General features: G+C 35.4%; 18 protein-coding genes. 17 read left to right on the top strand and 1 reads right to left on the bottom strand.

The annotated features are described in order from the left end of the window. The first annotated feature begins 246 nt into the window (after positions 1–246). The 15 genes from DKT72_RS02480 (at position 247) to DKT72_RS02410 (ending at position 17,905) form a co-directional block, all read left to right on the top strand. Positions 247–849, top strand: a complete 603-nt coding sequence (locus tag DKT72_RS02480) for a dioxygenase family protein (protein WP_111307147.1) — start codon at positions 247–249, stop codon at positions 847–849. Between the two features lie 177 nt (positions 850–1,026). Beyond that, positions 1,027–1,581, top strand: coding sequence for a DUF4251 domain-containing protein (locus DKT72_RS02475; protein ID WP_111307146.1), 555 nt, complete (start codon positions 1,027–1,029; stop codon positions 1,579–1,581). A 221-nt stretch (positions 1,582–1,802) separates the two neighbouring features. After that, positions 1,803–4,943 carry an arabinofuranosidase catalytic domain-containing protein gene (locus DKT72_RS02470; RefSeq protein ID WP_111307145.1) on the top strand — a complete coding sequence of 1,047 codons (3,141 nt, stop codon included), beginning with the start codon at positions 1,803–1,805 and terminating at the stop codon, positions 4,941–4,943. A 103-nt stretch (positions 4,944–5,046) separates the two neighbouring features. After that, positions 5,047–5,991, top strand: a complete 945-nt coding sequence (locus DKT72_RS02465) for a hypothetical protein (RefSeq protein WP_162623222.1) — start codon at positions 5,047–5,049, stop codon at positions 5,989–5,991. A gap of 201 nt (positions 5,992–6,192) precedes the next feature. Beyond that, positions 6,193–7,965: a helix-turn-helix domain-containing protein gene (locus DKT72_RS02460; protein WP_235841585.1), complete on the top strand. Its 1,773-nt coding sequence runs from the start codon at positions 6,193–6,195 to the stop codon at positions 7,963–7,965. Between the two features lie 100 nt (positions 7,966–8,065). Further along, positions 8,066–9,145 (top strand): serine hydrolase domain-containing protein, encoded by a 1,080-nt coding sequence (locus DKT72_RS02455; protein WP_111307142.1) that lies wholly within the window; start codon positions 8,066–8,068, stop codon positions 9,143–9,145. 29 nt (positions 9,146–9,174) lie between these two features. Next, positions 9,175–9,651, top strand: a complete 477-nt coding sequence (locus DKT72_RS02450; protein ID WP_235841584.1) for a hypothetical protein — start codon at positions 9,175–9,177, stop codon at positions 9,649–9,651. A 25-nt stretch (positions 9,652–9,676) separates the two neighbouring features. Continuing rightward, positions 9,677–10,537: an SDR family oxidoreductase gene (locus DKT72_RS02445; protein ID WP_111307325.1), complete on the top strand. Its 861-nt coding sequence runs from the start codon at positions 9,677–9,679 to the stop codon at positions 10,535–10,537. A 164-nt stretch (positions 10,538–10,701) separates the two neighbouring features. Next, a complete protein-coding gene (locus DKT72_RS02440) occupies positions 10,702–11,334 on the top strand; it encodes a CatB-related O-acetyltransferase (protein WP_111307141.1) in 633 nt (210 codons plus the stop codon). Between the two features lie 206 nt (positions 11,335–11,540). Beyond that, a complete protein-coding gene (locus tag DKT72_RS02435; RefSeq protein WP_111307140.1) occupies positions 11,541–12,185 on the top strand; it encodes a hypothetical protein in 645 nt (214 codons plus the stop codon). A 454-nt stretch (positions 12,186–12,639) separates the two neighbouring features. Then, entirely contained in the window at positions 12,640–14,853 is a 2,214-nt protein-coding gene (locus DKT72_RS02430; protein ID WP_111307139.1) for a DNA cytosine methyltransferase, read from the top strand. Continuing rightward, complete coding sequence (locus DKT72_RS02425) at positions 14,850–16,028, top strand: MvaI/BcnI family restriction endonuclease (RefSeq protein ID WP_111307138.1); 1,179 nt, start codon at positions 14,850–14,852, stop codon at positions 16,026–16,028. Before DKT72_RS02430 ends, DKT72_RS02425 begins: the two co-directional genes overlap by 4 nt. Positions 16,029–16,056: 28 nt before the next feature. Further along, positions 16,057–16,716: a hypothetical protein gene (locus tag DKT72_RS02420; protein WP_111307137.1), complete on the top strand. Its 660-nt coding sequence runs from the start codon at positions 16,057–16,059 to the stop codon at positions 16,714–16,716. A 137-nt stretch (positions 16,717–16,853) separates the two neighbouring features. Beyond that, on the top strand, positions 16,854–17,057 hold the full coding sequence (locus DKT72_RS02415; protein WP_111307136.1) for a hypothetical protein: 204 nt from the start codon (positions 16,854–16,856) through the stop codon (positions 17,055–17,057). A gap of 182 nt (positions 17,058–17,239) precedes the next feature. Continuing rightward, positions 17,240–17,905: a hypothetical protein gene (locus DKT72_RS02410; protein ID WP_111307135.1), complete on the top strand. Its 666-nt coding sequence runs from the start codon at positions 17,240–17,242 to the stop codon at positions 17,903–17,905. Positions 17,906–18,212: 307 nt separating this feature from the next. On the opposite strand, the gene DKT72_RS02405 is transcribed toward DKT72_RS02410, so the two are convergent. Continuing rightward, positions 18,213–18,677: a hypothetical protein gene (locus DKT72_RS02405; RefSeq protein ID WP_162623221.1), complete on the bottom strand. Its 465-nt coding sequence runs from the start codon at positions 18,675–18,677 to the stop codon at positions 18,213–18,215. A 334-nt stretch (positions 18,678–19,011) separates the two neighbouring features. On the opposite strand from DKT72_RS02405, the gene DKT72_RS02395 reads away from it, so the two are divergent. Together DKT72_RS02395 and DKT72_RS02390 are read left to right on the top strand one after the other, a co-directional pair. After that, on the top strand, positions 19,012–20,061 hold the full coding sequence (locus DKT72_RS02395; protein WP_111307132.1) for a helix-turn-helix domain-containing protein: 1,050 nt from the start codon (positions 19,012–19,014) through the stop codon (positions 20,059–20,061). 129 nt (positions 20,062–20,190) lie between these two features. After that, positions 20,191–20,673, top strand: a complete 483-nt coding sequence (locus DKT72_RS02390) for a YciE/YciF ferroxidase family protein (RefSeq protein WP_111307131.1) — start codon at positions 20,191–20,193, stop codon at positions 20,671–20,673. The last annotated feature ends 11 nt before the right edge of the window (positions 20,674–20,684 follow it).

Genomic DNA, 20,684 nt, shown 5'->3' with positions numbered 1-20,684 from the left:
TCACTCATACTCTTTAGTCACCCTGTCAGTTCGAGTGGCATATCGAGGCACGAGATATGTTGTATCGAGAACCAGTTCGAGTGATGCGACGCAGGAGCATCGTATCGAGAACCCAAAAAAGCAAGTCATTCATCGGCAATTTTTACACTTAAAAACATTTTATCGTAAAGTTTGGGTATTCATAAGATTTTTAATGCACAGTCAATATAAACAACTAATTTTAAACAAATTAATCCATAACCCCTGATGAAAAAGATTATCATAACCTTAAGTTTGGTGAGTTTTTTAAGCTCAAATGTTACCGCTATCGCCCAAGATGTTGCAAGTAGTAAAGACAATAACCCTATTTTCGATTATTCCGAACGTTATTTAAACAATACAGACAGTATTCCAGATTATGAAGCCAAAGCCGAAAAACTAATAATCACAGGAACGATTTACCAAAGCGATGGAAAAACACCCGCAAAAGATGTCATTTTATATATTTTCCAACCAGACGAAAACGGTAATTATAACCTAAAACGGGATGCCAACCGCAAACGATATGTATACCACAGAGCATGGATTAAAACCGATGCCGATGGCAAATACACCTTTTACACCTTCATGCCCGGTAAATTAATCCGTTCCAAAGAATTAAAACAAATCCGCCGTATTATAAAAGAACCAGGAAAAGACGCTTACGACATGGCACCCTTCTTTTTCAACGACGACCCATTAATACCAGATCTAACACTAGCATGTCGTGCCGAAGCCGTTAAAAGCATGCTAAGAATCAACGAAAAAGACGGTGTATACACATCAACAAAAGATATTAAACTAAGTAAATCAACCACTACAGAGCTTTAACAGAGTTCAGTATCAGTATATAAATTGCTATTTTAAAACAGACCAGCATGCTTAAAAAACATGCTGGTTTTTTTTATGAGTTTAACAAAAAATTAAACAATTTAGGATAAAAAATGTCTATATTTAGTTAACAACCAACAAGTATAAACCAGTTCAATATCAAACATTTGTAAAATCATGAAAAATAGTTTATTAATAAGTATCATAGTAACTGTTTTCCTAGCCTGTGGGTCGAGTAGCCAAAAACAAGCTCATAGCAGCAGTAAAGAACTGGACACTATGATTAAAAACCAATCCTTCGAAATCACATCCCATGCCGCACAACCATTAATGACCGCAGCCATGCAACAACTAGCAGATTCCAGACTATTTACCAATGGCAGTACAGCGGGAAACATAAACATAACCTCACATACCAACTATCTAAGAATGAAAAATGATTCCGTAATGGCCATCCTGCCATTTTATGGAGAACGCCAGTTTGGAGGTGGCTATAATAGCCCATCAGGCATAGAATTTGAAGGGGTTCCAAAAGATTTACAAATAAAAAAAGGCAAAGCATCCTCATATGACATCCGCTTCAGCATCACAGACAAACATTCAAATACCGATAACTACCAGGTATATATCAAACTATATCCCAATTTATCCAGCACCATCCAAATAAATAGCGGCAGCCGTAGCAATATCCAGTTTCAGGGAAACGTTCATGCACTAGATAGCATACATTAAAAACCTATATACAATTTATTACAGCCCCATACACTTCAAAAAGGATATGAGCTATTAGGCGTAAATGCTGTTCAAATAAAAACCAGCTCATAACAATACCCTTTCTATTTGTAAATCAAAACCTGTACCTGAAAATTTATACAGTTAATCTTTTTTAAGTAATTTTACGAGATAACATTTTCAAACCAACGATTCATAACCAAAATTAAGACCACCACACTATGTTACTTTCCAATCACATCACGAGCTCAAAAATTTTAAAAATAGCAGGCATGTTCCTGTTTATGGTAGTATTTGGCTGCGCAAACAAAAATATCCCCTCTAGAAATCAAGGCCCCGGAGATATTTATGCCGCAGCAGGTTTTACGCCCATAACAGCCCATAGCACCACGCGCGCATTGTTTGCCGATTACAATGGTCCCCTATATCAGTTAACCCGTGAATCCGATGGAAAGACCTTAGATATCGGAGTCGTACAACCCAGTGCAGGCGATCCAGGAGGCTATGCAGATGCAGCAGCCCAAGATGCATTCGCAGCCAATGCCATTTGCTGGATAAGCATCATTTACGACCAATCAGGACATGGCAACGATTTGAAACAAGCCCCTCCCGGCACCTTCAGAGGCGTTGCAAAAGGAGGCTTTAACAGCCTGCCAATAGCCGATATGGCACCAATAACGCTGAACGGCCATAAAGTCTATGGCGCCTATATCATGCCCGGAGCAGGATTGAGAAATAACAATGCCGTAGGTCTAGCCATCAATGACGAACCAGAAGGAATTTATATGGTGTTAGATGGAACACACTATTCCAGTGGCTGTTGCTTCAATTATGGAAATACATCCACCAACAGTACCGCAGTAGGAACAGGCACCATGTCAACGGTCTATTACGGAACAGCAACCGCCTGGGGAAAAGGAGAAGGAGAAGGCCCATGGATCATGTCCGATATGGAAGCCGGACTATTTTCAGGATATGAAACCAAAGAAAACGCAGCCAATCCATCCATAGACTCTTGGCGTTTCGTTACCGGCATGGTAAACGGGGGCGGAGGTAACCAATGGGAAATATGGGGCGGCGATGCACAAAAAGGAGAGTTGCAAAACTTCTACAAAGGCCTTCGTCCACAATCAAAAGAAAAAGACACTTATTTTCCAATGAGCCGTAAAGGCTCAGTACAAATGGGAAATGGGGGCGATAATGGAAATGGATCCGCCGGAACATTCTACGAAGGCATCATGACCGCTGGCTATCCAACAGAAGACGTCGTAAAAGCCGTTCAAGCCAATATTGTAGCCGCCAATTATAAGGTGCCAAGCGTGGCCTTATCACGATTAACAAGCTTTACCCCAAGCTCTAAGCAAGAATTGAATGTCACATTTACAAATACCACGGCAAACCCTATTTCAAACCTGACATTGACCATAAACTTACCAAAAGATTGGCCCACTGTAGAAGCCAAAACCTTTAGCAAACCCATCGCTCCAGGAACCACGGTAGAAGCCACCTTTAGCATCCAGTCACCAACAACCATCGCCGCAGGATACCTAAGAACCAAAGCAACATGGGAAGATGACACCTATACAACATCACAAAGAATACGAAATGTCCTGCCTGTTAAAATTAACGAAGCCAGTTTCAGCGGTGGCGACCATCCCACCAATCAATTTTTAGAGCTTTACAATACCTCAGATACCGAAGTAGACATGTCCAACTGGTCGGTGATCAACACCCCAGGCGAGGGCGCCCCCATAACATTAGCTAAAATTCCAAAAGGCACCACATTAGCACCAGGTAAATTCTACCTTTTCGGTTTAGCAGCGTCCGGCTTGCTAGCACCAGTAAAAGCAGGAGACAACCTCCTGAATGTACGCAGTACCGAAGGTCTAAAAGTAGGTCAGCAAATAAAGATAGCAGGCGACCCTATAACCATTGCCAAAATAGGCACCCCAGCAACTCCACAAACAAAAATATTCGTACCCGTCACCACAGGACCATGGCTAAACCTTCCAGTCGGCACCACCAATCTTCCAGTAGCAAATGCCGACGGTTTTGCCGTAGGCGATAAGATAGGCATTGACTTAGGAGGCAATTACGAAGTAGCCACCGTCACCAAAGTCGGAAAAGGAGCTACCCAAAGCAGTCTGGCAAAAGCTGCAAAAGCTGGAGACACCACCATCAAAGTATGGCAAAACGCCAATATGACCCCAGGAGATACAATAACCATCAACACAGGAACCCGTGTAGAATACGCCCTGGTTAAAAAGATCATCAACACCGTACAAGCCCCATTAAGAGGCCGCTTTACAGGCGACCCAGGAGAAGTAGAACTAACAGCACCACTTAAAAAAGACCACATCTTGGCAGCCGATGTCGCTACCCCAGGAACAGGCATCAGCTTTTCGCCAGCCACACGCTTCCCCCATAAAAGTGGCGATGCCGTACAAGCCCTTGGTAGCGGAATCACCTTAAAAGAAAATCTAAACAAAAACTATGATACAGGAACCCCCATAAGCATACCAGGCAATAAAACAATAGGATATCAAGGAGCCGTTCAAGCCAATCAATATTACGGACTCCCCATGTCTATCTACGCAGGTACCGTGGCGCTGATGGATGCCAGTGGCAACGTGCTGATGGATGCCATGATTTACGGATCAGAACAAGGCAACTCAAGCTCACGAGGCTCCGTAGCCACTCCAGAAATTGCGACGCTGGAAGGCGACCAAAGCCAAGGAGGATGCATCGCCATACTACCCGGTAGCAGTCAAGGCTCCTTTACAGATGCATACGACCCCATGATTAGAAGTATAGGACGTTTTCCCGATGGTGCCGATAGCGATAGCAATTGCGAAGACTTTAAATCACAAGCCATCCTGACTTCAGCCAGTCCAACAACACTAGGCTCCAAAAACATTAAAGTCACCAGCATAGAAGGCTTTAAGGAGGGACAATCCATAGTTATAGGGACAGGCCCCAATGCCGAAAAAGTAAAAATCACAGAAGTAGGAACACCAGGCGCTACCAAGCTAACAACGTCCATAAAAGCAGGAGCAACCACCATTCCTGTAGCGAACGTATTTGGTTTTAGCGAAGGGCAAACCGTGATGATTGGTAACGGCACCAGGTTGGAAACCGCCGTAATTACCACAATAACAAGACCCCGTCGTAATTTTGCAAACCCCAGTGAAAGCCAGGGAGCCACAATCACCCTGAGCAAAGGATTAAGCCATCCACATACCACAGGCGAACCCCTGTCAGGAAGCGGAATCACGCTGAGTGCCGCTTTAAGTAAAACCCATCAGCAAGGAGAGCAGGTGTCCAGTAGTTTACCAACACCAGGAAAAGCAAATGCCTATTAGTAACAAGTCAAAACATGTCAATAAGAAGATAAATACAACCCAAAATCATAAAAAAACATGTATCTTTAAGATTCATGATATAAGCTAAAAGCACCTGCCGTTTATGAAGTATTTGATGTCCAGCCTCCTAGTTTTACTCTGCTTTGCCTGCAATGAAGTGAATCCCAAAGGCGAAAAAGAAGTACAACAATTTGTAAAACAATGGAACGAAGACCATACACCCCTAAAGTCCCCGTACTTAGAACGTGACTATATGGATGTCGTTACCTATTACGGAAAAGAACGCACCAAAAACCAGGTACAACAAGATAAAAATTTGCTCTTTCAACAATTTCCAGACTATACACAACGCATATTAAATGACAAATTGCAGATTACCAAAGAAGCAGGCAGCTATTTAGTCACCTTCACCAAACACGTCACATACAACGGCATCACAGCAGATTACGTCACCTATCTTTCCCTAATAACTAAAAACGGTACGTTCAAAATACTCCGGGAAGAAGTTGCCGAAAATAGTAAAGATCTGGAGGCACCCATTTTCCCCAGTACACGCGAAAATAACATGCTAATCTCCCATAACAGGCAAGTATTTGGCGATTTTAATGGCGATGGCCTATCCGACTACGCCTCAGTAATCCCTCCAGAAATACAATCCACAACAAAAACCAACGCCCAAAGCAAAGATACAGTAGCATGCAAAGGCGAATGCAACAGTACTATCATATTCAGTAATAAAGACCTCAAACCCATCACAATTAAAGGCGCCTACAAATCCCAATTAGAAAACCTCAAGGACCTTAACAGCGACGGTGCCGACGAAATTGGATTTTGGGATATAAAACCCACCACCAAAAGCCTCTATGTATTTAACGCCACAACAGGAGCCTTACTTACAGAACCCATCGTGATTAATACCAGCGTCCATAAAAACCTCAAGCTAATTGACGTCTTTAAAAAAACAGGCACCAATAAAATTACAGTAACACATAGCGAAGAAGTAAATGGAAAGTGGATTTTACAAAGCGAAGTGGTTTTGTTGGATTAATTATAATTCTACAATTTAATCGAACCCTTTGTATGCGACGACGTAGGAGGGAAGCATAATAGGAGGAGAATGGGATATGTTAGTGTTATTTTGTTTAATTCCTTATACCAAGTGAATGAGCAATGAATTGTTAAAGAATGCCCTCAGATAATTTCCTTAAGTTTTCATTCTTTTCTAAATTTGTTCAAATTAAATAATGCTTTGACCAATCAAAAATCTATCGCAGTATTACCCTTTGTCAATATGAGCAATGATATGGACAACGACTATTTTTGTGATGGCATCACAGAAGAAATAATTAATGCACTAACAAAAATCAATCAACTTAAAGTTATTGCAAGAACCTCTTCATTTGCCTTTAAAGGTAAGGATATTGATATAAGAGACATTGGTAAGCAATTAGGGGTAAATACAATTCTAGAAGGAAGTATTAAAAAATCCTCGGACAGAGTTAGAATAACAGCACAGTTAATTAATGTTGCTGATGGAACACATTACTGGTCTAAAAGGTTTGATAGGGAATTAGTCCATATTTTTGATTTAGAAGATGAGATTAGTCTTGCCATAGCAGATGAAATCCGAAACAATTTTGGACATTTTGAAGTGCAAAACCATTTAATTAAACAGCCCACAAACAATATAGATGCGTATCAATTGTTTTTAAAAGGTCGCTCACAGCAATTACTTTGGACGCCAGAAAGTTTAACGCAAGCCATTTCATTTTACGATAAAGCCATTGCTTTAGATAAAAACTACGCTAAAGCCTATTATGCCAATTTACAATGCTATGGATTATTGGGCATGTGGGGCTATATGCCACAGCAAAAAGCCATAGACCTAGCCATTACCAATCTATTAATGGCCAAAGAAATAGACACATCTTTACCAGAATACCCACACTCTTTTGTAGGGAAGTTTCTCTGGGGAGAATGGGATTTTAAGAATGCCTATATTCATATCAATAAAGTCTTGGCAATAAACCCAAACCATATAGATGGCCTAGAAGCTATGGCAGAAATGTGCTTGGCACTTGGCTTCTTTGACTACGCCTTAGTGTATGCAAACAAATTGGTAGACGTAGATCCACTTTCCGCAAACAATCGATACACATTAGCCCATATTCTCTACTATCAACGCCAATTTAATAAAGCCTTGGAAACTGTAGAATATGCCATAACCCTAAATCCCGAATTGGCATTGGCGCACCATTTAAAATGCTTCTGCTTAATATGGCTCAACAAAGAAGAACTCTTTTATGAATTTATTCAGGACACCCCATTAGAAGAAGAGAAAAACCTACTGTTCAAGCTTATTAATGAAAAGGATTTTGAAATTTCTAATCAAATCATTACAAAATGGTCTGAACCCAACAATAAAGAATCCCTGATAGTCCCCTATAGTGTATATATCCTGAGCAATTCCAGTCATAAAGAGCTTGGTTTTTTATACCTAAAAGAAATGATAGACAAAAAACGGGGTCAAATCATAAACTATAGGCATGACCCATTTTTACAACCATTGCACAAAATAAAGGAGTTTACAGATTTACACCATGCCAACTTGTATCTCTCAGATATAAAGCCCTTAAAAGAAGATGAAGAAAAATCAAACTCGACTATTTTAGACGATAATCAAATAGAATTGCTAAAGGAAGAACTGCTCACCCATTTTAAGGAAGAAGAACCATTTTTAAATCCACAATTGAATTTAAAAATGGTTGCAGATGTGTTAGGATTAAATACCAATAAAATATCATACTTAATCAATAAAGCATTTAACCTTAATTTTAATGACTTTATAAATTCCTATCGCCTAAGTCACTTTAAAACTATTGCCCTAGATCCTAAAAATTCACATTTAACCATTCTTGGCTTAGCCTATGATAGCGGCTTTAATTCTAAAAGTGTGTTTAATAACTATTTCAAAAAAGTAGAAGATATAACCCCTAGATCTTGGTTAAAAGGAAATTCGTAGGAAATCGCTATTAATTCGTTTCAGATTATAATTCAGAACGATTGCTTATTAAATCTGATGAATCTTTGCATCAAAATTAATAATCAAAAAACGAACAATTATGAAAATTTTACAAAAACCCGTGGTCGTATGTATAATATCCATCTTAGGGCTTTTTACATCGTGCTCAAATGACGACCCTACAAATGCCCTAATAACTCACTACACATCCGTTGAAAACCTATTGAATAAAATTGATTTTCAAGGATATGCCATTGTAACCAAAAACGGTAATGACTTACTACGTCAAGGTTTTGGATTAGCAAATGAAGACACAGGATTACCACAAGATTACAATCTAGCTTATCGTATAGGTTCAGTTACCAAAACTCTAACAGCCGCAGCGATAGTGCAGCTAAAACGAGACGGAATTATCAACAATTTTAATCAAACGTTAAATGAATTTGATGCCCAATTTCCCAATGGTGACCAAATTACCATTGCACACCTACTATCACATCAATCAGGAATTCCAGACTATCAGTCAGTAGCTGAACAAACTTTCGAAGATGGGCAAACATTAGATGAAATAGATATTTATAATATCATAACAGAATTAATTGCCGAAGATGGTCTCAATTTTACACCAGGATCAAACAAACAATACAGCAATTCAAATTACCTCATTGCAGCATTGTTGGTGCAACAAGTATCAGGAATACCATATCATCAGTACATCCAACAGAAAATTTTCACCCCTTTAGGAATGCTAAATTCATTTAAAGGAACAGATGAAATAGAACTTGATACGCACGCACAAGGCTATCTAGACCGAAACGCAAATAGCACATATCCTATGTCCATTCCGTTTGGTGCAGGCGATTTCAGTAGTACCCCAAAAGATATGGAAACTTGGACAAACGCCGTAAAAACAAATTGGTTTTCACAAAGTGAAAAAATCGAAATATTCGCTCAAGATGTCCCAAGCGGATATGTTGATTTTGGGTTGGGATGGTTCACCACACAACAAGGAAACACCACATTATATTGGCACGGAGGAGATATTAATGGTTATTGGAGCATGATTGGTTTTGTGCCAGAATACAATGCAACAATTGTACTATTAAGCAATCAACAAGACGATACAGGAACACAACGTAATACGATTATTGAACAATTATTAACAAACGAGTTTAATTAAAACTACACAATAACTTAAACTATTCAAATATGAAAAAGTTAGCTTTAGCATCAATAGTAACAACATTCACATTATTTACAACCACTCTCTTCAGTCAAGAATCAATAAAGCAAGCATTTGAAATTAAAGTCATTACAAGCGTAGAATCTATTGTTCCAAGTGGATTGGGTAGATCACGTATAGTCTCAGCAAACGATGAAAGAGACTATGCCCAATTCTCATCAGAACAAACAGAAGAGAACCATACCCGCAATACGTCCAAAAGAAAAGATATTAGAGTTAAAAACTTTGAAGAGACCAAATTATTGAACTTCTATAATTTAGGAGGAATACGCTTTCAAAATATAGTAGCCAATGATGCCGTCATTTCATCAAAACTAACAACAATGCTTTCAGAAGGTTGGGATTTGATATTTGTAACAAGTGCAGTAGAAAGTGACGCAGGTGAAAATGATGATAATGGAATTTTTATCACACGTTATATTTTTAAAAGAAAACGGAACTAAAAAACAACAAAATACCTTATCAATAATGAAACATATCAATATATTATTAGCAGGAGCAACAGGCTATTTAGGTAGTTATATATTAAAAGCACTCGTTGAAAGGCAAAATCAAGTCGTCGCTATTGTGCGTAACCCCAAAAAGTTACAAAACCAGAATGAGAATTATTTAGAAATAAAACAAGCCGAAGTAACAAACCCAAAAACCTTACGAGATATATGCAAAGGTATTGACACGGTAATTTCTACAGTAGGTATCACCAGACAAAAAGATGGATTAACCTATATGGATGTCGATTATCAAGCCAATATGAATTTGCTGGAAGAAGCAAAAAAAAGTGGCGTAAAACACTTTGTCTATGTATCTGCCATAAACGGAGATAAGTACCGAAATCTAAAGATTTTTGAAGCCAAGGAAAAATTTGTCGATGCCTTAAAAGCCTCGGGGTTAAACTATACCATCGTGAGACCCAATGGTTTCTTCTCAGACATGAAAGACTTTTTACAAATGGCCAAATCGGGTCGCGTCTATCTGTTTGGTTCAGGCAATCAAAAATTCAATCCCATCCACGGTGAAGACTTAGCAAGAGCCATTATAGACTCATTAGACGATAACAACAAAGAATTAACCATTGGTGGCCCAGATGTTTTAAGCCTTAATGATATTAGTAAACTCGCTCTAAAAGCTTTAAACAAACCTGAAAAAATCGTTCACTTACCCGATTGGATAAGAAAAACAACCATTTCCCTTCTAAAAACCTTTACAAGTGTCAAAACCTATGGACCAATTGAATTCTTTCTAACCTTAATGGCAGAAGATAATATCGCGACAACATATGGTAACCACCATTTAGAAGATTTTTACAAACAAGAAGCCAAAAAACAATAAAGTTCAAAAAGAAACAAAATGAAAGCTTTAGATACAATAACTTTATACATTCATTACACTCGGTAATTTGCTGGCGGAAACTATTTTAGAAACAGCACAAGCCATTATAAATCGGTAGTCAGGTGTTGACCTATTAAATATACCAAAACAAACCACACACCCCTATGAAAATACCCAATCCAAATACACAATTCCCCTTACCAAACTACAACAAACTTTGTTTTCTCAAAAACAGGATTAAAAATCCCAATATTATTGTGGGAGACTATACCTATTACGATGATTTTGAAGATGTATTAAACTTTGATAAAAATGTTAAATACCATTTTGATTTTATTGGAGACAAACTCATCATTGGAAAATTTTGTATGATTGCATCAGGAGCAACCTTCATAATGAATGGAGGCAACCACCTAACAGAAGCCACATCAGCATATCCATTTGCCATATTTGGTGGAACCTGGCAAAATGCCATGAAAGGCAAAACCTATCCCTCTAAAGGAGATACCGTGATAGGCAATGATGTATGGATAGGTCACGACGCAACAATCATGCCTGGCGTACATATAGGAGATGGTGCCATTGTTGCAACAAAAGCCGTAGTTACAAAAAACGTAGAACCCTACACCATTGTAGGAGGCAATCCTGCCGAAGCCATAAAAAAACGTTTTTCTGAAGAAACAATCACAAAACTACTCCAATTAAAATGGTGGCATTGGGATATAGATAAAATTACTCAAAATCTAGATAAACTTACTTCACACCCAGAAGCCTTGCTTCAAAACAAAAAAGCATAATATATAGCCAGGCTTAACACAAAAATGTTAAGCCTTTTTTGTGCACTTCATGATGCCATTACATTTCATAAAAAAACCATGAATAGTATTAAAAACCAAAAAAGGTTTGAAATCATAATTTAGGACGATGCGCCTTGCCTTAGGGCGTTTCTTTGTCCCATAAAATAATCAGTAATTAAAAAACAACCAATAAAAAACAAATCAAAATGAAAAAACTATTAATCATAAGCCTAACACTTTGTACAATAAATATTTTTGCGCAGAATAATACAAAATCAATAAAAAACAATAACACAGACTTCAAATACAGAGTCAGCTTTCCAGCAATCATCTTAGGAAATATTGGCAAAGGAGGCGAAAGAACAAATACACAACACTTTGAGTTTCATATAAAGCGTGAATTAGATTCAAAAAACATCATAGGTATAAAATTTGCCACATGGAGATTATTTCAACCAATGGGAATTCAGTGGTGGGACGGACTAAAAGACAAAATAGATTCAGAAACAGAATTTTACCCTGGCTATCTACGCGAAACAGGCCTAGGATTTTCTTATCAGCGAATGCTTTGGAAAGGATTATTTGCCTCAGTAGAAGTATTACCGCAATACAAAACCTATTCAGACTTAAACAACAAAAAAATAGCAAATGGGTTTAAACTATACACGTCTTATCACCTTGGTTACCACATAGCCATTGGTCAAAAAAAACGAATCTTTATCGAACCCCAAATTCATTGTCAAAATTGGATGATAGATACAAACACCCCAGAAGCATTCAAACAAATAGATAATAGATGGAAAACCTATTTTCTTTTTGAACCAAACCTCTATATAGGTTTCAAACTTTAAAAAGAGCAAACAACTATAAAGCCGTCGCTACAAGTCTAAAACCTTATCTTCCAGTACGTAAAGGTTTTTTAGGATATAAAACCCAACACCAAAAGCCTCTATGTATTTAACGTCTCAGCAGGAGCCTTACTTACAGAACCCATTGTAATTAATACCAGCGTCCCTAAAAACCTCAAACTGATGGACGTCTTTAAAAAAACAGGCACCAATAAAATTACAGTAACACATAGCGAAGAAGTAAATGGAAAGTGGGCTTTACAAAGCAAGGTCGTTTTGTTGGATTAATTGATAGTCCTACAATTTAATCGAACCCTTTGTATACGGCGAGGTAGTAGCGAAGTGGAATGTGTGTGGAATGGAATAGTTTAATAAAATCTTTAATTTTTAATAGGATTATTTTAAAACTGTCCGTAAATTTGTCCGTGTCCGTAAAAACGTCCGTAAATCATTCTATATGGCAACAATCAATTATTATTTAGATAAAGCTGATAAAAAAGGTTTATCTCCAATTCATTTAAGGATTAACTGCAATGGTAAACAAATAAAGATTTCTACTGGAGAAAAAATTGCTTCAAATGATTTTGATAAAGAAATTCAACAAGCCAAAAACACTTCCGATAAACATATAGAAATAAATCATTATTTAACTTATTTGAAAGATAGAGCCAATGAGTTATTTAATAAGTCTTACAAAAAAAAATATACTAATAAAGAAATAAAAGAAACACTAAATAACTATGTCAGTGCTTATAAAGAAGACCATAATGTAAATATTTTAAGAGAACAAATTTCTCTCTATGGCAAACCTTTTACGTTTGTCGACTTATTTGCTGGTGCTGGTGGTTTTAGCGAAGGTTTTATTCAGGCTGAACATAATAATAAGTTTTTTGATTTTCTTGTTGCTAATGATATAAATGAAAACTGTGAACTCACTCATGTGGTAAGATATAATCATCAACTAGGGCTTGATGCCGAGTTTTTATGTCAAGACATAACAGAACCAGATTTTTTGGATAATTTATTATCAAAAATTAAAGGCAAAAAAGTTGATGTTGTTTGTGGTGGGCCACCTTGTCAAAGTTTTAGTTTAGCAGGTAAGAGAAAAAAATTCGATAAAAAAGATGACTTATTTTCTCATTATTTAGAAGTTATTAAAGTTTTACAGCCTAAATATTTTGTTATGGAAAATGTAAAAGGTATTTTAACAAAAGAGAAAGGTAAAATTAAAGAACTAATACTTAAAGAAATTAACTCTATTGTTGATATCAAAGAAATCCCAAAATTAACTGACTTTATAAACGGATTAAAAAAAACAAAAAAAGAAGATGATTTTCTATTAGATTGTTTAGTGAAGCGTATTGAAATTGAACAATACAGTGAATTAAAAGCTGAAAATGCTAAAGAAGTTTATATTAAAACTGTTGAAGCTAAATTCCGTAAACTAACCCCTGAAATTGTAGATTACAAAACAAGTAAAACCGATGAAAGAATTAGCACTATTCGTCACGGTTTTAATTTGTTAATTAGAAATAAAGAATGGGAAAAACTGAAACGAGATATTATAAGAGAGAAAGATTATTGTAATATTGATAATGACTATTTTGTAGATTCTTTTACAAATTTTTTAACTGAATTAGATGCAAATGAAATCATACTTAAAATTGAAGAGGCTTTTAAACAATTAAAAGTTTCTACCATCCATAAAAAAACATGTAATGATATTCTAACCGCTTTAAAAATATATACTTTAAATACTGATGATTGTTTGAATTTAGCAAAAGAATTTTGTGATGAAACACAAAATTTAGAGCTAAATAATATTGTAAGTGATATAAGACTATATAAAATTGAAGCTCCTTTTGTAGTTAATTCTTCTAATTATGGAGTACCACAAAATAGAGAAAGAGTTTTATTTATTGGCTGTAGAAAAGACCAGAATTTTATTTCGGAAATACCTGCAACAGTTAAGGAAGAAGAGAAAGTATCCGTTTTTGAAGCATTATATGATTTAGATTTTATTGGTAACGATGATGAAGCTCATAGATATGAATTAGTTGATATATCTAAACAATATAATGGAACTGCAAAAAAAATGAGTGGCCTTTTAAAACATAGAAATATTGATGGAAAACCAAACATAACAAATGGAAAGACTTTTTCTGACTGGAGTAAAAATGGAAGGTTAAATGGAAGATTCAAAAATGCATCAAAACCGTTTTATGTAAAAAGTACAGAAGCTTTAAAAAATGGAGAAAAAGTTTTTGATGTCCTTCACAATCATAAAACAAGTAAGCAGAATGATGATGTTTTAAAACGTCTTGAAATTATTTTAAAAGAGGGAGATTATAAAAAAGCGCAATCTAAACTTAATAAATGTGGGTTATCATCAAACAAAAGAAATTATAATGTTCTTTGTCCAGAAAAGCAGAGTCCAACTGTCATGACTATTCCTGATGATTACATACATTATAACACACCAAGAGCATTGACTGTAAGAGAAATGGCAAGGTTACAATCATTTGATGATTCTTTTGTTTTTCAGGGCAAGCGTTCTACTGGAGGGAATAACAGAAAAACAGAAGTTCCTCAATACACATTAGTTGGTAACGCAGTTCCACCGCTTTTAGCAAGAGCAGTTGCAACCGAAATCTTGAAAAATATTAAATGAGACAACTAACAACTAAAGAAGAAGAAAAGCTTAAAGTTTTAACCGAAAATTCAATCTCACTAACTTTAATTGAACCTACAGAAACTGGCTTAAAAAAGTCCATATTGGATGCTACAGGAACAGTTAGAAATTATTTAAAGACAAATAATTTTCACGATTATAATTTACAATCCCAAGGTCCTGAAAGTAAAATTATTATTGATTCTATTATATATGAAGTAGATAAAGTATACAAATCAAAAACATCATTATATAGGCCAAACACTAAAAATGGAGATCCAAGAATATGGTTTTCAGGGTTAAGTAAATTTTCAAACCCAAGCGATATTTTGGCTTTAATTGGTTTTGAAAATAAATTACACGTTCTTAATTTAACTCAATTACCAATTGAAAAATTAATAGATTCAAGAATAGCAAATCCTGTTAAGGAATTAATTGAAGAGATTAATTATATTGAAAATGCCATATCAAAAGAGTTGTTAAATATGTTAATGAACCTTGCGAAAGGTGGTCCTATTTTATCGATGTTAGATGCCGATACTTCAGTGGGGAGAACATTAGAAACTGCTTTAGGTATTAATATCAATTCATCCAAATCACCAGATTACAAAGGAATTGAATTAAAATCTTTTAGAAGTAATAAAGGTAACCGAAAAAATTTATTTGCTCAAGTACCGGATTGGAAATTGAGTAAATTTAAAAGCTCTTCAGAAATTTTGAATGCTTTTGGATATTGGCGAGATGAGGATTATAAATTGTATTGTACAATTTCAGCAATTACAACTAATTCGCAGGGTTTATCTTTAAAAGTTAATACAGATATTAACCATCTTATTGAATATTCTGATGATAAGAAAGTAGGGGATTTTGTAGTTTGGACTTTAGATATATTGCATAAAAGATTACTTGAAAAACATAGAGAAACATTTTGGGTTGCGGCAGATACAATTTATGAGGATGGAAAAGAATATTTTAAATACAAACAAGTTGAGCATACAAGAAAGCCAATTGTATCTCAATTCGATATATTATTAGAACAAGGAGTAATTACTTTAGACCATTTAATTAAAAGAAACTCAAAAGGAAAAGTCGTTGAAAAAGGTCCATTATTTAAGATAAAACCTAATAGTTTAGATTTATTATTTCCACCAAGTAATATTTATTCTCTAATTTAAATTTATATCTTGGTGTAAATTATTTTTTATGCCTAATAATAGAGAAAACGCAATTAGATTTTTAGAGACACAATGGTCTTCTATTAATACTAACAAAGTAATTGGCATAGAAGCTGAAGTAAGGTTTGAAAATCATTTAAATACTGCCCCATTAAGAAGCCTCTACCAGTTTATTATTCCTGGCGGATGGATTATTTCACCAGGTAATATTAATATAACAAATTTACCAACAAAAAACAGGATTGCTGTTTTACCAATACCAAAGGCATTTACGTGGTCTGGAATTATTACCCCTCCTTCATTTTCAGGACAAGTATTAGCACATTCATACTTTCAACAAGCTGGTATTAGAGTGTATTTTGCAGAATGTAATACTATTTTGAATGCTATTAATGAAAACTTATTCATTATACCTGCAATAGGAAATTATTTAAGAAGTTATGATATAAACTTTAAAAAAGTTGGAGATCAAGGATTAGTTCCTGTTCCCATTACAACAGTAATGAATAATTTTTCACCACGAACGGGAGCATTAGGCATGAGAGCATATGCATTACATAGGATCGATAGGACTCTTCCTATTTGGAATGATAATCACATTGTTACTAATTTATTTTGGAAAGATTATGTTAGATATTTTTTACAAAGAAATTACGTGGTTTCTAATAATGATTTAGATTTTTTTTAGTTAGTAATTCAGGCAAATCCTATCCTGTAGAATTTAAAAGTAAAACAGCTGCTAATGACTCACAAATTGGTGACTGGTTTGGAATTGATGTTGGACCTTTTGCTAAACTTTCATATTTTATTTCATTGAGCAATAATATGGATGCTATATATGTTGTAGAAGAAGTAGATGCACATAGATCAACTGTTGATTGGTGGGCAATTAAATTTTCCGACCTTCTAAAAGGCTGTAGTTGGATACAACAAGGTGGTGGTGCTGGAATGGGCGGTGGTAGAAGTTCTACTTTGAAAGTCCCTAAAGCTATTTTTACACAGTTAAATACCTTTCTGACTACTATATAATTCATTTATGTAAAACAGAATCTCGATATTTAACTTGACCTCACAAAATTTTAGTAAAACAATAGATGAGTGAAACGTCCACATTTTAGGGGTCTAGTAAATGCCATTTATTTAGAACTTTAAAGATAACCTAAATTCAAATTTTTTAATACCTTAGCGTAGTAAAAATAACACGCTTCTACATGCCTAAGCAAAAAGGGCTTATAAAAATAAAAGGCACGCTTAATGGGGTAAGCTATTACCAACTTAACGGAATAGATGTGGCCCGTCGTGCGGTCGGGCCCTCCAAAGAACGCATCCAAACAGACCCAGCATTTGTAAAAGTAAAACATAACAACCAGGAGTTCGGAGGAGCCTCCAGCCTCTCAAAAGCCATCCGTCAAAGCTTGGGAGACACAGCCACAACATTCAAAGACAGCTATATGGCAAGTCGCTTAACAGGAGTATGTCATAAAATAATCCAAAAGGGGAGTGGCACACACGGTCAAAGAGAAGCCCATATACATAACAATCCAGAAGCCCTTATAGGCTTTCAATTAAACAAAAATCAAGCGTTTAATCAATTATACACAGCAAAACCAAGCATGACAGGCCATCACAACCAAAATAATATCACCATAACCCTCCCAAAAATTTCAGAAGAACACCTTAAAAAAATTCCTAAAAAGGCCACACACGTACAGTTCACAGCAGTACTAAGTATGCTATCCAACCTCCAATGGCAATCAAAACACCAAAGCTACCAACCAGTACAACCAGAATACCATGGAATAAGCACAAGCCAACAAACCATCCCATTATTATGTAAAATAGAACACACAAACATTCCTAAACCATCTCATAAATAGTAAATCATAAATAATAAATCATAAATAGTAAATCATAAATAGTAAATCATAAATAGTAAATCATAAATCTATTACATATAAAAATCTTTTATCTAAATTAGCCACCATTAGCAGAGTTGCAAAATGGCTGTCGCTATAAGTCTAAAAAACTTATCCATAAGCATACAATGGCACTACCTACTAACAACACAATATGTACTATAATTTATATTATGTAAAATAGAATTATATATACTACTCTTATTAACAATAAACACGCTATCAAATAGCGTGTTTATAAATTTACCATTTAAGTTCACAAAATATTTTAAAAAGATTGACAACCTTTACTAACTAACCCACATCTTATGGAAATATAATCTGGTTCATAACCACATCTTTCTTGTTCAATCTGCCAATAACAATAAGGATCGCCGGAAACATTCGTTTGATTGATTTTAAAGGATGGGAAAAATTCCTTTTCAACATTCTCTTTTGACGTTTTGAACAGCTCTATCGTCTTTTTGTTATCCTTCAAGCCATAGACAGCATAATAATAAACGTTCTGTTTATTTAAATGTATGTCTATTTGATAGACTTCATCAAATAAATCACTAAAATCCTCTTTCATAACAGTTTTTAACTTTTCCGAATGCGATGAGCTTATATACTCACTCTTAATAAAATCTAAAACGGGATCTGTTGGATTGGTGCCTTTAGAATCCATGCTCTTAAAAGCTGAAAAAAATAGCACTGAAACACATGCAAACATGATTACAAATTTAATTTTCATAATAAATAGTTTAAGGTCCTACTCTCTTTTAATATTAAGGATTTTCGGTAACTCCTTCATTATAATTGAGTTAAAATAAAACATATTATTTGTTTTTGCAAACTTTTTCTGTATTAATTGTAAGTATAGATAATTAATTGTAAGTGTAAATAATATAAAAACAGCTTTCTTATTCCAACCACAATAGTCAGTGGTTGCTGGCTTTTTTAGATATTTAGTGCATCTAACATGGTAAACTATGTGCATAAATTTTGCAGGTTGAAACCATATATTGATTGCTATAACCACATTTTGATATGACTTTTTGATGTATTACATTTAAAACAAAAAATACATGATTAAAATAGAAGTTAAGTCTCTGCCTCTGGGGGATGTCATTAGGGACATCGCCAAAGCATTTAGCACCAACTACTCCGGTAGCTGCGGTGAATATTATTTAGACATTCCAAAACATTTAGGCACAGGATACATTAAAGGGATTAATTTTGATGGCGGCATGGGATTAATAGAATACAATTGTCTCTTTAATGAAGCCGTAGAATTTCATTTCACATTAAACGAAGTCCATCCCTTAAAATTTCTATACTGTCTAGAAGGCTCATTAGACCACAGATTCGAAAATTCCAGCACCCTCAATACCATTACAAAATATCAGCAAGTTATTGTAGCCAGCAGCTTATTAAATGGCCACATACTATCCTTTAAAGAAAACGAACAATTTATCATTAACAGCCTTGAAATTGTACGAAGTGTCTTTAAAAGTAAAATTGAATGCGACCTTATTACCATGAACTCCAAACTACAAGACCTGTTTAATGACATTTTGGCTAAAAAACCATTTTATTACAACGGTTTTTACAGCCTAAAGCTGGCAAGTTTATTTAGAGACATGCAGATTTTTGAAGGTAAAGATTTTTTAAAAAAGCTGTTTTTAGAAGGCAAATCATATCAAGTCCTTACCGAACAAATCATTCAATTTGAAGACGATTTAGTAGAAGCCCCCAAAAGAAGCATTCTTAGACAATCAGAAATCGACCAAATAGACACCGCAGCTAAATTGATTTCCCATCAAATTTCAGAAAAAATCACCATCAAAGATATTGCCACAGCTGTAGGATTAAATCCCAATAAATTACAAGAAGGCTTTCAATATCTATATGGCACGACAGTAAACCAGTATATACAACGAACCCGATTATCCCTAATCAGCAACCTAATTATAAATACAGACTACTCCATATCAGACATTGTCCATTTAACCGGCATCACCAGTAAAAGTTACTTGTCTAAGATTTTTAAAGAAGAATACGGCAAATCACCATCCGACTTCAGAAAAGAATATTTAGATGCCTGGCTAGAAAAAAAGAAAAACCTAAAAAGCTAACCTATATGAATAATTTCCCCCCTCCTGTCATGCACTCTGCTCCTTTGTGTTAGCATTCATGTGGATTGTGTTACACGTTTGTTTAAAGACCTAATACATTTACACGATTAATCCTAAACAAAAAATCCCATGAAAAATTTAGAAGACCTTTTTGAACATCAATTAAAAGATCTGTACAGTGCAGAATCCCAACTTATTGAAGCTTTACCAAAAATGGTAAAAAAAGCCACAGATACAAAGCTAAAAGATGCCTTTGAAAGCCACTTAGAAGAAACCAAAGAACATAAAGAACGATTGGTTAACATATGCAAAACCCTAGATATTAAGCCCGGCGGTGAAACATGCAAAGCTATGGAAGGCCTTATAAAAGAAGCCGAAAGTTTTATGAAAGAAACCACTAACCATGAAGTGATGGATGCTGGCTTAATCGCTGAAGCACAACGAGTAGAACATTATGAGATTTCCGGTTATGGAACCGCAGCCCGATATGCCAAAGAATTAGGACACGATGACATTGCCAAAATCCTTAAAAAAACCTTGGATGAAGAATACAGTGCCGATGAAACCTTAGATCAATTAGCAGAAGGCAGACTCAATAAAAAAGCCATTTAATTGTTTGATTG

The organism is Confluentibacter sediminis, from assembly GCF_003258355.1.
Taxonomy (GTDB): Bacteria; Bacteroidota; Bacteroidia; order Flavobacteriales; family Flavobacteriaceae; genus Confluentibacter; species Confluentibacter sediminis.
Note: the sequence above shows the minus strand (reverse complement) of the source record. Positions and strands in the feature narration are given on the sequence as shown.